The sequence below is a fragment of the Bartonella sp. MM73XJBT.G genome (assembly GCF_028618435.1).
Classification (GTDB): Bacteria; Pseudomonadota; Alphaproteobacteria; order Rhizobiales; family Rhizobiaceae; genus Bartonella.
This window is the reverse complement of record NZ_JAQISW010000018.1, coordinates 1-12,675: the sequence shown is the minus strand read 5'-3', so window position 1 is coordinate 12,675 and position 12,675 is coordinate 1. Positions and strand designations below refer to the sequence as shown.

Annotated in this window: 16 protein-coding genes and 1 pseudogene; 13 read left to right on the top strand and 4 right to left on the bottom strand. The window is 36.9% G+C overall.

The window, feature by feature from the left end; translation table 11 throughout:
• Window positions 1-76: 76 nt before the first annotated feature.
• Genes PVV59_RS08305 through PVV59_RS08295 form a run of 3 tightly spaced genes read left to right on the top strand, consistent with a single transcriptional unit; the run spans window position 77 to window position 1,013 of the window.
• Window positions 77-361: a hypothetical protein gene (locus PVV59_RS08305; protein WP_273721786.1), complete on the top strand. Its 285-nt coding sequence runs from the start codon at window positions 77-79 to the stop codon at window positions 359-361.
• Window positions 362-370: 9 nt separating this feature from the next.
• On the top strand, window positions 371-634 hold the full coding sequence (locus PVV59_RS08300; RefSeq protein WP_273755662.1) for a hypothetical protein: 264 nt from the start codon (window positions 371-373) through the stop codon (window positions 632-634).
• Between the two features lie 19 nt (window positions 635-653).
• Window positions 654-1,013 carry a hypothetical protein gene (locus PVV59_RS08295; RefSeq protein WP_273755661.1) on the top strand — a complete coding sequence of 120 codons (360 nt, stop codon included), beginning with the start codon at window positions 654-656 and terminating at the stop codon, window positions 1,011-1,013.
• Here PVV59_RS08295 and PVV59_RS08290 read toward each other — a convergent pair.
• Entirely contained in the window at window positions 986-1,657 is a 672-nt protein-coding gene (locus PVV59_RS08290; protein ID WP_273755660.1) for a hypothetical protein, read from the bottom strand. The genes PVV59_RS08295 and PVV59_RS08290 overlap by 28 nt on opposite strands.
• 45 nt (window positions 1,658-1,702) lie before the next feature.
• Between PVV59_RS08290 and PVV59_RS08285 the strand changes: the two genes are divergently transcribed.
• The 8 genes from PVV59_RS08285 (at window position 1,703) to PVV59_RS08250 (ending at window position 7,623) form a co-directional block, all read left to right on the top strand.
• Window positions 1,703-2,173, top strand: coding sequence for a hypothetical protein (locus PVV59_RS08285; protein WP_273755659.1), 471 nt, complete (start codon window positions 1,703-1,705; stop codon window positions 2,171-2,173).
• A complete protein-coding gene (locus PVV59_RS08280) occupies window positions 2,166-3,281 on the top strand; it encodes a YdaU family protein (protein WP_273755658.1) in 1,116 nt (371 codons plus the stop codon). Before PVV59_RS08285 ends, PVV59_RS08280 begins: the two co-directional genes overlap by 8 nt.
• Window positions 3,244-3,690, top strand: a complete 447-nt coding sequence (locus tag PVV59_RS08275; RefSeq protein WP_273755657.1) for a hypothetical protein — start codon at window positions 3,244-3,246, stop codon at window positions 3,688-3,690. The genes PVV59_RS08280 and PVV59_RS08275 overlap by 38 nt, the downstream gene beginning before the upstream one ends.
• 200 nt (window positions 3,691-3,890) lie before the next feature.
• Window positions 3,891-4,331: a hypothetical protein gene (locus PVV59_RS08270; protein WP_273755656.1), complete on the top strand. Its 441-nt coding sequence runs from the start codon at window positions 3,891-3,893 to the stop codon at window positions 4,329-4,331.
• Window positions 4,332-4,629: 298 nt separating this feature from the next.
• Window positions 4,630-4,941 (top strand): hypothetical protein, encoded by a 312-nt coding sequence (locus tag PVV59_RS08265; RefSeq protein ID WP_273755655.1) that lies wholly within the window; start codon window positions 4,630-4,632, stop codon window positions 4,939-4,941.
• A gap of 137 nt (window positions 4,942-5,078) precedes the next feature.
• Complete coding sequence (locus PVV59_RS08260; RefSeq protein ID WP_404978360.1) at window positions 5,079-5,777, top strand: Rha family transcriptional regulator; 699 nt, start codon at window positions 5,079-5,081, stop codon at window positions 5,775-5,777.
• 868 nt (window positions 5,778-6,645) lie between these two features.
• Window positions 6,646-7,083 (top strand): single-stranded DNA-binding protein, encoded by a 438-nt coding sequence (ssb, locus tag PVV59_RS08255; protein ID WP_273755653.1) that lies wholly within the window; start codon window positions 6,646-6,648, stop codon window positions 7,081-7,083.
• A 12-nt stretch (window positions 7,084-7,095) separates the two neighbouring features.
• Window positions 7,096-7,623 (top strand): hypothetical protein, encoded by a 528-nt coding sequence (locus PVV59_RS08250; protein WP_273755652.1) that lies wholly within the window; start codon window positions 7,096-7,098, stop codon window positions 7,621-7,623.
• Window positions 7,624-7,636: 13 nt separating this feature from the next.
• Here PVV59_RS08250 and PVV59_RS08245 read toward each other — a convergent pair whose 3' ends face one another.
• Window positions 7,637-8,260, bottom strand: coding sequence for a hypothetical protein (locus tag PVV59_RS08245; protein WP_273755677.1), 624 nt, complete (start codon window positions 8,258-8,260; stop codon window positions 7,637-7,639).
• Between the two features lie 204 nt (window positions 8,261-8,464).
• On the opposite strand from PVV59_RS08245, the gene PVV59_RS08240 reads away from it, so the two are divergent.
• Window positions 8,465-8,800, top strand: a complete 336-nt coding sequence (locus PVV59_RS08240) for a hypothetical protein (protein ID WP_273755651.1) — start codon at window positions 8,465-8,467, stop codon at window positions 8,798-8,800.
• Window positions 8,781-9,902 (top strand): annotated as a pseudogene (locus PVV59_RS08235) (PBSX family phage terminase large subunit); the annotation flags it as partial. The gene PVV59_RS08240 and the pseudogene PVV59_RS08235, both read left to right, overlap by 20 nt.
• A 1,513-nt stretch (window positions 9,903-11,415) precedes the next feature.
• On the opposite strand, the gene PVV59_RS08230 reads toward PVV59_RS08235, so the two are convergent.
• Window positions 11,416-12,195 carry a hypothetical protein gene (locus PVV59_RS08230; protein WP_273755650.1) on the bottom strand — a complete coding sequence of 260 codons (780 nt, stop codon included), beginning with the start codon at window positions 12,193-12,195 and terminating at the stop codon, window positions 11,416-11,418.
• A 104-nt stretch (window positions 12,196-12,299) separates the two neighbouring features.
• A partial coding sequence (locus PVV59_RS08225) for a hypothetical protein (RefSeq protein ID WP_273755649.1) occupies window positions 12,300-12,675 on the bottom strand: 376 nt, incomplete at its 5' end.

The window sequence follows — 12,675 nt, the reverse complement described above, 5'->3', positions numbered from 1 at the left end:
AAAATGATAAAAAAGCATAATTGCGTTGACTTGTGCATAAAACGCAATTATCTATTGTGGCGTTATGGAGATAAATATGCTTTCGAGACTGATTATAAAGTATTTAGGTGGCTTAAAAACTGTAGCAGGCATCGTTGAAAGAGATATTTCGTCTATTTCTAGATGGCGTGATTTTATACCAGCAAAACACCAGCAAAAACTATTAACCTATGCGCGTGAGCATGGGATAGATTTACGTCCAGAAGATTTTTTTTATCCAGAACGCTTGCAAAGATTAATGCAAGAGCAAGCAAGCGACTCAATGACAAAATTTTCCAAAAGCCCCTGCGTTGATAGCGCGTGCGACGGTTTGCAGCCTTAGGAGATCACAATGAGTTTAAATGAAACCAAGCAGAGCATTGATGAGTGTGATGAGGATATCAAAAAATATGAAAAGGAAATTAAAGAACTGCATCAAAAGATAGATGCGTATGAAGAAGCGTTCAAAAGAAAGAACGATCTTATAGATACACTAGAAGCAGAAGTTGCATACCGTGATGCAGAAATAGAGAAGCTTAAAGACGAGCTTAAGCAGCGTGATGCATCTGTACAAAAGCCATCAGTAAAAGCGCCTTCCAAAAAGAAAAGTAAGTGAGATTGAAGGAATGAACGATATGACAGTTCAAAAGAAGTATGAACTTACGGGTGACGTAGTTGATATTGGTCCTTGCAAAGTATACCGCATACGCGCCTTAAAAGATTTTGGAGACGTTAAAGCCGGTGATCTAGGCGGTTGGGTAGAGAGTGAAGAAAATCTTAGCCATGAAGGAAATTGCTGGATCAGTGTTTTAGGGGTGGTTTTTGGGGGTGCAACAATAAGGGGTGATCATCAGGTTGAAAACTTTAAGTGTATTTCTCATAAGATTTACAAATTGTCTATGTTAACACCACAGCAATACATGCAATCACTACCTTGGTACCGTAGAATATGGGAGCGACTCCGTTATTATTGGGAGTTCAAAGTATGGTTGTAGTTATTAGAATTATCTAAAGTTCTTTCCATTATCCCATATTCAAAAGCTCTGTCCTGTGCATCTGTCCAACGAAAAAAACCAAGACAAAAAGTAGTCTCAAGAGTTTTTTCTGGATTATTACATGAGGTATGTTCAACTACCATGGTTATAGGTTTTGTTAAATGTGGTTCTTGTGGGTGTATGGTAAGCCAAAGAGCCAATTTACTTTTGGCTTTTATACTAAAAAGATCAAAAAATCCCAAATGGTTAGGATGTAATTGGGGTTTTATTAAATCAATATACTTTTTGCTTTTTAAGGCGATGTTCGTTGCATTTTTACGTTTTTCAGAATCTGAGATACCTTCGGTAGGATCTGGGTAGAGTGCTTGAGTAAATATAAATGGGTGTTTTTTAGGTATTTTGATGTGATTTATTTTAATTATTTGGTTTGTAGGATTGTAAATGGTTAATTCCAATTCAGATTCAAGGTCACTAGGATGCCTTGGAGACAGATTTCCAACAACTTCACGTACACTACAGCTTTGCAATTTTTGTCCTAAACATTTTTCTTTTTGTTCTTTGCGATATCTATACCAAACAAAGCCTGCAGAGATCACACTAATGATTAAAGAAATATATTCATATGTTGTTGGCGTATCTTTCATATTTTTCTCTATCCGAATAGAACACATTATGTATGGAGCTGCGTGGTGATTAACACGATTCTTTGTTTTGATCTAGGAACGAAGACAGGATGGGCGATACGTGGTGGGGATGGTGGTATCACTAGTGGCACCGTTGATTTTAAATCACGCCGTTTTGAAGGCGGTGGGATGCGTTATTTACGCTTTAAACAATGGCTTAATGAAATAAAGCAGGCAGCAGGTCAAATTGACGCGGTGTATTTTGAAGAGGTGAGGCGTCATGTTGGTACAGACGCAGCGCATGTTTACGGTGGCTTGTTAGCAACGTTAACGGCGTGGTGTGAGCATCATAAGATACCGTATGAGGGGATACCGGTTTGTACAATTAAGAAAGCAACGGCAGGCAAGGGGAATGCGTCGAAAGAAGAGATGATAGAGGCAATGCGTGCAAAAGGACACGCGCCTTGTGATGATAATGAAGCGGATGCTTTAGCAATTTTACATTTAATTAAAGAAAGGGAATTGGGGTATGTCTAATGGGATGCCGTGGATACGATTTCATTTGTATGACTGGATAAGTGGTACAGATGGAATGACATTAGAGCAAAGAGGTGCTTATATGACACTTCTTATTCGTATGTATGATAAAAAAGCACCAATTAAAGAAGATTTTGAAACGCTTTCACGTGCTTGCAATTGTTCGCAAAAAAAGTTCGCAACTATTGTCGAATATTTAATGAGGAACGATAAACTTATTGAGATAGATGGTGGGTTGTGGAACACGCGCGTTGAAGAAGAACTAAAAGATTTTGCTGATAAAAAGGATCACATATCGCAAATTCGTAGTGAAGCTGGCAAAAAAGGTGCACAAGCAAAAAACAATACAAAACAATGCGTTAATGATTTTGCTGAAGCAAACGACAAGCAAAATGATTTTTTTGCTGAAGCAAAAAGTAAGCAAAACGTTTTTTTTGCTGAAGCAAACGACAAGCAAAATCAAGCTATAAAGAACCAGAATAAGAATAATATATATAAAAAAAATAAAACTATCGTTTTATCAAAAAAAGAAATCGATTTTGAAGATTTAGAAACAACCGATTTGGTTGACGAGCCAACAGAGGTTGCTGCTGTTGAAAGCCCATCAGAACAAATCGAAACGATAGCAACCAAACAACCTCCCCTTCACGAGCAAGAAAACGTTCCTAAAAACCCAAAACGTTCAAAGGCTAATCGAGGTTGTCGCTTGCCTGCGGATTTCGAACCCGATTACGATTTTGCACTTGCAGAGGGCTTGCCTCCAGAGCGTATCAAAATCGAAATTGCGAAATTTCGAGATTACTGGCGTTCAAAAGCTGGAGCAAACGCTACCAAAATCGATTGGCAAGCAACATGGCGTAACTGGGTAAGGAATTCAAAAGATCATAAAATCAATCAACAAGGTGGAAACTATGGAAAAACAAGCACTAAACACACAGAACAGCAGCGTGGCTGGAGTTATCGAGTTGCACAGCACATGTCCAATATCAAAAATTCAGACAGTGTTTACAAATTTTTATTCGAGGATGACAACAGAACCACCATTCCTTTGGAAAACGGGGCAAAAGCCATTGAGTGCAGAAGTGGAGAGAGTTACTTCATTGGTTGATGATGCGTTGCAAAAGCTTGAAAGAAAAGCAACGGAAGAAGAAATCCAAACAACGTTTCTTGTCCTTTCCAATGGTCTCAAAAGCCCATTAGGATCAGATGAGAAAGCAACAGCGCTTGCGTACTTTTACGCTCTTGAAGGCATAAGCAGCTGGGCATTGCAGACAGCAACAAAGGACGCTTTGAAAGGCAAAGCAGAGGGATTAAATACAACATTTATGCCTTCAACAGCAGATTTTTATCGCTATTGCGAAAAGCTTGAAAGTGATATTCGCTGGAGTGCAAATTATATTTTTAAGGTTCTTGAGAAACCAGAGACAAAGGAAAGAGAACAAAAGCCGCTTGCAACATCAGAACGGGTTGAAAAGCTTCAAAAAGAACTTGAAGAAGTTTTAAAGGGCATTGAATGAAAAACACCAAAATAGTGAAAGGTGCTGATGGTTTTGAGATTAGATATGCGTTTAAATCGACAAAAAGGCACCGTACAGAGCGATTTAAAAGTTTTTTGATAAAGAACACATTGAAACTAAAAACGCCACTGTACGGTCCATTTTGAGGCAAATAAATCCATTGGTAAAATTATAGATTTAGATAAGGGATATTAAATCAGATGTTCTTAAGAAACCGTAAAAGACAGCAAAAAAAATTTATTGCAACGGCGGTTGGATATGCACCATGGGGAATGGGAGTTTCAGAGCATTTTTACAACCTTTACGAATATGATGATGGAATGAGGGAATATGAGGAATTCGATGGTGGACAATATCAAGATCATGAGATGCCAACGAATATTGATTACAGTACAAAAGCGCAGGTAAAAGCGTGGATATACGGTGGTCATTTGCCAAAAAGCGTATTGAGTTATGAGGCGTTGATAGATGAGGTGAATGAGAAGATCAAACAACGCACAAAAGATGATCAGTTGATTTGTGAGATTAGAGATGATGGTGAGAGGGGTTATTCACAAGCTTATGATGATGATTATATAGACCGTGAGCTAGAAAAAGCGCTTGATATTCAATTAGGTATTTATCAAAATGAAAAAAAGTGAAAAAAATAAAAAATACGTATTGACTTTAAAGAAAAGGTCGTTTAGAAAGATCGACAAGTGCTTAAAAACCACGAATCCAATAGCGGATAAACCACGATAAGGTTTCTCCCATTCTTAAAAATACTGACTTTCTTTTATGCTGTCATTAGCATATAACGATTTATGTCGGGTGTAGCTATACCATACAAGACCCTTCGCGAGGGAAAAGTATAGCGGCGGACTATTGGCCGTGTTTTTAGCGCCCGGCGCCCTTATGGGCTGTCAATTAAAAACTTCTAACCAATAGAAAGAATTTCAAATGGAAAAAAATGAAATCAACATCACTACCGATTTCTTATGTGATTTGTGGATGGCTGTGTGTAAAGAAGCTAATAGTGAAAATATTGATATTGATACTGAAGATAACTATCACGTTTCTTTAGTAGAGCTTATGGGGGCTCTCGAAAAAGTTTTGTTTTTTAAATTACAAAACGAAATTCCAAATTTTACAAAAATTTTAGCAATTATTACAGAATTCGGTCAATCTGAACCAATTGAATCAATAGTTTCATTGCTAAAAGCTTATAATCCTATTTTTGATAATGTGCATAGCATTAATGAGGCTGCTTAAATAAAGCGCAGGCGCAGCGGGGCGCCTGCTTTTTAACTTTACTAGGAAAAAGAAGAATGTCACAATATTTAATCAATGTAAATCAAAAAAATCCAATAGACGTAAATCAAATCAACATAGATGATAGCATTCAAACCATGTCTAGTGTTGAAATTGCAGAGTTGTGTGGTAAGCAACATAAACATGTTATGCGTGATATCAAAAAAATGCTTGAAGAAATTAGCGAGCCCAAATTTGAGCCGGCTGATTTTACTGAGCCCAAATTTGGGCTTAGTGATTTTGCTGGGGTCTATAAAGATTCAACTGGTCGTACTCTCCCTTGTTATAACCTCCCAAAACGTGAATGCTTAATCTTAGTTTCAGGGTACAGCACTGCTTTACGTGCAAAAATTATTGACCGTTGGCAGGAGTTAGAAAAGAAAACAGATTTAGCAAGTGCTTTAGAAAATCCCCTTACAGTTAAAAAACTTCTCTTAGAAAGCATCAATCAATTAGAAACTTTAAAAAATGAAGTGGATACTCTTAAACCAAAAGCAATAGCTCTTGATGGTTTAACGCGCTCGGATGGCTTGTTTGGTATTATAGATGCTGCGAAAATCTTAGAAGTAAGACCTAAGGATTTATCAGATTACTTACGAAGATATGGTTGGGTTTACAAAAGAGTACCAAGTGGTCCATTATTACCATATCAAGATAAAATACAAAAAGGTTTAATGGATTGCACGACCATTACTATTCAAAAAAATGATGGTACAGAAAAGACAGTCCCGTCAACAAAAATAACAACAAAAGGATTGGTTTTATTAAGAGAGCAAATCCACGGAAATATGCAATAATTAAAAAAAACGGGGTGGGGGGCTTTATAGCAAAAAAGAAAGCCGCGTTATTTAAAACACGGCCTCTTTTATTAAAAACCATTATTGACAAGGACAATTCATTATGAAAACGATTAATGAATTACATACTTTGTGTATAAACGCAAGTTTATTTTTATCAAATTGCATCTTTAAACAAATGGTGCTATATTCTAAAACATAGAAAGTGTCAAAACTTTCTTTTACAACGTTATTACAGCGTTGTATTTTAGCCGTTCCTTAGGTTAAATAATATACTTTTTAAAAATCGCTACAAAAAAAGCCGTGTCCTTTAAAAGATGCGGTTTTTTTGCATATTAAGGCTTGTGATTTTATACATAATGTGCTATCTCTTGTATGAAACTTGAGAAATTGGAAGAAGACCTTGTTATGTTTTTTACATAACAGGGTTTTCTTTTATGATAGCTACAGATTTTTATATGATAAAGCCGCGTCATTATCTTAACGCGGCTTCTGTTTTGCAATGCATGAGTGTTATCATTATTCAAAGTATTATGAATAGCTTCTTATTACACAAATATATGTAAAATCACAAGCTTTAATACACAAAAACCGCATCAAAATGAATTGATACGGTCTTTATGCTCAAAACAACTAATGATCCCAATAAGCGATTAGAATAACCAAAATATAAAGGACACCTCCTTATTACACAAATCGTATCAAAAAAACAAGCAAATAAGTAAAATAAAAACAGGATTCATTATTTAGATTCAGTGTGTTATAACAAATTTCGTTTGTAAGAACATAGCATAATGTGTTATACTATTATCAGTTGTAAATTTGTTTTGTTGCTAGTTCTATGTTCCTATAAAAGGATATAAAGCAAATGCTTAATAAAGTGATTTTAATTGGTCATTTAGGTGCAAATCCAGAAAGTAAAACAATGCCTTCTGGTGGCGAGGTGGTTAATTTTCGAATGGCAACGTTTGAGAGCTATACAGACAAGGCAACCAATAAGAAAATAGACAAAACAGAATGGCATTCTATTGTGGTTTTTAATCCACATTTTGCAAAAATAGCACTTCAGTATCTTCATAAAGGAAGCAAAGTTTATATAGAGGGGCAGTTACAAACCCGTAAATGGCAAGATAAAAACGGTATTGATCGATTTGTAACAGAAGTCATTTTACCTAAGTACAAAGGCGACTTAAAGCTTTTAGATGGCAAAAATGATGATGATCAAGAGCAGTCATCTCCTTATGAGAGAAGCATTTACAGACCTCTTGATATGCCTACAGTACCAAATGACAGCGTTCCTTTTTAATAGAGGCTATCTGTGAAAAAAAATAAAAAGAGGGGACGCCCTAAGATTAAAGGGAAGATAAGAGAAGCCAATGGACGTATATCGCGAGCAAAATCGCCTCGTGAAGCCGTTGATAAATTGGCAATAGAAATGCGTGCAAAGCGCTTCTCTTTAAGCTTACAAGAGGCTAAAAATCCGCTTTCTGGTACCTATATAGGGCGGCTTTGCTTGCAAGGGGTGCTTACACAAGAGCAATATGACACTGCCCAGCAATATCTACAGATAAGAAACGACTATTTGTGTGCAAAAGGCTTGCCAAGCGCTGTGTATGATGATGTGTCTACAAATTCAGATCCCAATAGTCTTGAACAGTGGGTTGAAAAAGCAACGCGCCATTATCAATCCATGCAAGAGGTAATAAAAGAAGCGCAATGCCTCTGTAGACAGTGTAATCTTTATACAGCGCTACAGTACCTCGTTATAGAGGATCAAAAATTACCGCATCTTGTAAGTTCACTACGTGTCGTTCTTAACGCGCTTCAAAAGCATTTTAATCGTTAAATGATAATCTCTATTACGGCTTCATCATATTGTATATCGTTTTTAAGTCTCTACAAAACCTAGCTGTTTTTTTTATTCCACTCCCATTATCGACTCTCATACTAGATACTAAATCAATAACTTGTGTTTCAGGGTTAATGCCATTTCCAGTTGGAGTACTAAGAAATTTTTTTGCGTAATAAATCATTGGATCTGCACTGCTCATGGACATATTATATGCCCAAATAAAATTTTCTTCACTCCAATTATGCTCATAGCGTAAAGTATTTATTACATTGGGGAGCATCGCCCATGACATCTCTTCATTATAATCACCTCGCAATAAATTCACAAAGCGTCCACATAAAACAATGAGTATGTGACGATGCCATACAGTGTCAAATTTAGAAGCTATATTATGATAACCACGGCTGTATACAAATTGTTGTGCTTGGTTTTGCTTGTCAAAATGCGTAAATGCTTCATATTCTTTACTTGCGTATTTGTCGTAAAGTTGATTATACTCCTCTATAGTATCTACACTTGTAAACATACGCGTCAATTTGTCTATAAATCCAAATGACGCTGATGCAGGTAGCGCTGATATAGAAAAGAAAGCTATAAATGTTATGATGCGTGTTATGGATAATGATTTCATCATTTTGAACCCTTAATTATTCATAAGTGCTGTTTAACCGATTCTCTTCAAATGTATCAATATGTGTTATTTTTGTGTTGACAAATTGTAGCAAATCGTATTTAATGACAATGCGGCACTTGTCGTATTGTATCTAAATGAGGGTAAGATACAGTTTAAAGCCCCGCAAATGCGGGGTTTTTTATTATCTGGAGGGAGGAATTTATGACATCAGAAAACACACAACAGGTTTTACAACCGACCAAAAAGCTTCTGCCTCCTAATGCTGGTCAAGGGCGGGTAAAAGGGGTGCCGAATAAGAATACACGTCTTCTTAAAGAGGCGATTATTAAAGCCGCTGAATTGGCAGGCAGCAAATATGGTAAGGAAGGGCTCATCTCTTATTTGGAAAAGCAAGCGATTAAATGCCCTGCTGCTTATTTAGCGTTGCTTGGTAAAATTTTGCCTTTGCAAGTGACAGGAGAGGATGGGGGAGCCATTAAGATCATAGGGCGTGTGGAAATAGCGCCTTTAACAATGAATGACGACAAGACAGATTAAGATTGTACCAAAGCTTATACCGATTTTTACAGGGGATGCTTTGGTCAGAGCAGCTTGGGGTGGACGAGGTTCTGGAAAGACAAGATCTTTTGCCTTGATGGCTGCTTTAAAAGGCTATCAATTTGGCATGGGAGGGATATCAGGGACTATCCTTTGTGCGCGTCAGTTCCAAAATTCGCTCGCAGAAAGTTCATTAGAGGAGATTAAGCGCGCTATTGAAGCCCATGACTTTTTAAAGGACTATTACAAGGTTGGAGAGGCTTCAATTAAGTCAAATGATGGGCGTATAGCCTTTCAGTTTTGTGGACTAGACCGCAATATAGCCAGTATTAAATCCATGGGGCGGATATTGCTTTGTTGGGTTGATGAAGCAGAACCCGTCACAGAGACAGCTTGGCAAACGCTTATACCGACGTTGCGTGAAGAGGGCGAGGGTTGGAGAGCAGAATTATGGGTAACATGGAACCCATTACGAGACAATGCACCGGTTGAAAGGCGATTTCGCTTTTCAGACAATAAAGCCATTAAACGTGTTGAGATCAATTGGTCCGATAATCCGAAGTTTCCAAAGATCTTGAATGAAGCGCGGCTTGATGATTTGAGAAACCGTCCAGAGACCTATAAGCATATATGGGAGGGGGCTTATCTTACAGCGGTTCAAGGTGCTTACTTTCAAAAAGAGATGTTGGCAGCCGAGGAGGAGGGGCGGATAGGGCGTGTTGCACGTGACCCTTTAATGCAGATACGCGCCTTTTGGGATATTGGCGGGACGGGCGCTAAGGCAGATGCAACAGCGATTTGGATAGCGCAATTTATTGGTAGAGAGATCAGAGTGCTTGATTATTACGAGGCTCAAGGGCAGCCGTTGTCGGAGCATATCGGTTGGTTGCGTGACAATGGTTATGAGAAGGCGTTGATGGTGTTACCCCATGATGGAGCAACTAGAGACCGTGTGCATAATGTGAGTTTTGAGAGTGCTCTTAATGATGCGGGATTTGAGACGCAAGTGATCCCTAATCAAGGGGCAGGTGCTGTTAAGATGCGCATAGAGGCAGTGCGGCGTATCTTACCTTCTGTTTGGTTCAACGAGGAAACGACAGTATACATAAAAAACATAATAAAGTCAATATGTTGCGTTCAATTATTTTATATGAATCCACTTAAGAATCCACACTTTTATGTATGATTCATTTGACCATTTTCTATAAAAGATTGGCACGTATGAATAGAGCATAAAAAGCAAATCATGATGTAAATATTATAACGCATCTGTGTATTCAAATGAAATGAAAAGCCGTTATCATTTATAACAGTTCATAAATTTTATGATACGTTTTTATCATTCACAAATCGCATTGTTTTAAAATTTAGTCGTTTGAAATGATCGATAACATACGTTTAAAGATCACAGCTTGTTTTAACGATTGGATTGGTAATCGCATTATCAAGTATGAGATTACAATTCTCAAAATTGAGAAGCGCAAAATCTAAAAATGTTATAGCAATATTTTATTACCTATAAGAGGGTAATCGTTTGAAACTGTCATAAGCTTATAGGTTTTAATTCATTAAAGGTGCATAAAGGATTTCAAAATCGTTTTTAAAGCGCTTTCTAAAAGTTTAGAAAATGATAGGCAGAAAATTATAGATACTATCATCACAACAAGTATGAAATAAAAAGCCTTTTTATGTTATATGCAAGCAAGCGAGCAACAAACGTTTTAAAAGTTATCGTTTAAAAATACGAAACCAAATGGGCTCACCCCAAAATTGGGGGCAGCTCTTTAAGATAAGCAAGCAAAATTCAAAACCATTGTAAAATCTAAACGCATAGGGTTTTACTAAATTTTTAGTAAAATAATGCTGTTAAAAAAATGCTCTATTCTAAAGTTAACGCCCCCAGAATTGGGGTGGTTAATTTTGCCAGCTCAAATTTGAGCCGGCTAATTTTTAAAGAAATTAGGTTTTAAAGAAAAGTAAAAATACGATTATGAGAACTCTTTAAGTGAATATTTAAACGCTTAAAACCTCTTTTTATAACAGCTATAATTTAGTTATCATTTGCTCTTAAGAACGTTTCATTTACGAAAAAACAAAAATCTAGATTTCACAGCAAAGCAAATCTTAAAAACCAACGCGCGTAAATATAAAAACGGGTTTTGTTATAGACATTTCACTTAATACACATTTGCTTTTGATTGGATTTAATAAAGCTACCAAACGTTTTAAAGAGGCGTTTTGATCATGTGCTTTGATTTAAACAAACCTCTTTAAAGAAAAGGACGTTATTCTTAATACGTTTGATAGCCATAACAAGCGTTTATAGTCTCTATAATTCATTCTCTCATTCAAATGAATGCTATCAAGATGATACCCATCATTTATGATCCTTTTGATAAGTTTTCATAAAAACAATAGAACGCTTGCAATATGATACGTTTTGTATGTAAATACTTATGATTTGGAACTGGTTATTCCAAAGCCTCTATTGAAAAGCCGCGTCATATCGATTGGCACGGCTTTCTTTTTTGGAGTTCTCTTTTTTATGATACGTTTTAAGGAATGTATCTTATAATGCGTTTATAGCTATAAGAAGGCGCCCCCCATGCCGTTCTTTATTCTGTTTCATCAACAATCTTGACAAGGTTATCGCTTTCATAAACCTCATAATTTACGGGAACTTCCCTTACTTTGCTTCTCTTGGTTAATTTCGCATTGCCATAAGCACGACCCCAGACCTTAGTATAGAATAAAACCTTGGCATTGCCAAAAACAGAGCCATAAATTTCAGCACAACCGCCCACCAAAGCACCGCCATAGACCTTGCCATGTATTTTGGCACGACCATTAATAAAGGCATAATTATAAACCTCAGCATAGCTATGAATACGAGCCGAGCCAGCAACAATGGCACGACCATAGACCCTTGCATAACCAAAAACCACAGCATCATAAGAAACATGCGCATAATCATAAACATGACCATCAGCAAAAACGCGGGCGCCACCATTTACATGAGCATACCCATAAACATTGCCATAAACATGAGCATTGCCATAGACACAAGCATGATCATAAATTTTTGCATATTGAGAGATGAAAGCCTTGCCATAGATTTCACAATTCCCATAGACTTGACCACAAACTTGAGAAAAATGGCGTATTTTTGCATTGTCATAAACGCGGGCATGACCATAGACACAAGCTTTATCATATACCCAGCAATTGCCATCATGGGATAGATTAGCTTCCTTTTCAATAAAGCCCCCTAAATCCCCCGTCTTAACATCATCAAAATCTTTTAAAGCCCGAATGCGATAAAGATTGATAATTTTTCTAGTCAGAGCATGTTTTATTTTTTTGATTTCGCTTGTTAATTCATATTTTTTGCACATAAGGATACCCACACAGTTTAATGTGTTAAACATTTGCTAAAATTTGGAATGGAAAATTTGAAAGATTTGAAAGAGGGGCGCCCCCGCAACGCCGCTGCTTTTATTTATTGCTGCTTTATTATGGGCCTACACATCACAAATGAGATTTCACCATAAGGAGAAAGGCGTTCTGTATAGACATTCTCTCTTGTATCACCAAAGGCATTTTTAGTGACAATAGCCATGCCATAAGCACAAGCATTTTCATAAATATGCACATGACTGATAATTTTTGCACTGTCAAAAACCTGTGCATTATCATAAACATGAGCATGAGCAAAAACCTTGGCAAAATCATAAACCTTTGCATTGCCATATACATAGCCACCAACACCAGCATTGCCATAAACCCGCGCATTATCATAAACACGACCAGTTTTTACAACATAAGCATTATCACCAACCCAGCAATTACCATCATGAGAGAGGTTGCTTTCATTC

Bases quoted from the DNA above. Each gene is read 5' to 3' on its own strand.
- PVV59_RS08230 (WP_273755650.1), bottom strand. From the start codon at position 12,195: ATGTGCAAAAAATATGAATTAACAAGCGAAATCAAAAAAATAAAACAT.
- ssb (WP_273755653.1), top strand. From the start codon at position 6,646: ATGCTTAATAAAGTGATTTTAATTGGTCATTTAGGTGCAAATCCAGAA.
- PVV59_RS08270 (WP_273755656.1), top strand. From the start codon at position 3,891: ATGTTCTTAAGAAACCGTAAAAGACAGCAAAAAAAATTTATTGCAACG.
- PVV59_RS08295 (WP_273755661.1), top strand. From the start codon at position 654: ATGACAGTTCAAAAGAAGTATGAACTTACGGGTGACGTAGTTGATATT.
- PVV59_RS08245 (WP_273755677.1), bottom strand. From the start codon at position 8,260: ATGAAATCATTATCCATAACACGCATCATAACATTTATAGCTTTCTTT.
- PVV59_RS08280 (WP_273755658.1), top strand. From the start codon at position 2,166: ATGTCTAATGGGATGCCGTGGATACGATTTCATTTGTATGACTGGATA.
- PVV59_RS08305 (WP_273721786.1), top strand. From the start codon at position 77: ATGCTTTCGAGACTGATTATAAAGTATTTAGGTGGCTTAAAAACTGTA.
- PVV59_RS08300 (WP_273755662.1), top strand. From the start codon at position 371: ATGAGTTTAAATGAAACCAAGCAGAGCATTGATGAGTGTGATGAGGAT.
- PVV59_RS08260 (WP_404978360.1), top strand. From the start codon at position 5,079: ATGTCTAGTGTTGAAATTGCAGAGTTGTGTGGTAAGCAACATAAACAT.
- PVV59_RS08290 (WP_273755660.1), bottom strand. From the start codon at position 1,657: ATGAAAGATACGCCAACAACATATGAATATATTTCTTTAATCATTAGT.
- PVV59_RS08265 (WP_273755655.1), top strand. From the start codon at position 4,630: ATGGAAAAAAATGAAATCAACATCACTACCGATTTCTTATGTGATTTG.
- PVV59_RS08240 (WP_273755651.1), top strand. From the start codon at position 8,465: ATGACATCAGAAAACACACAACAGGTTTTACAACCGACCAAAAAGCTT.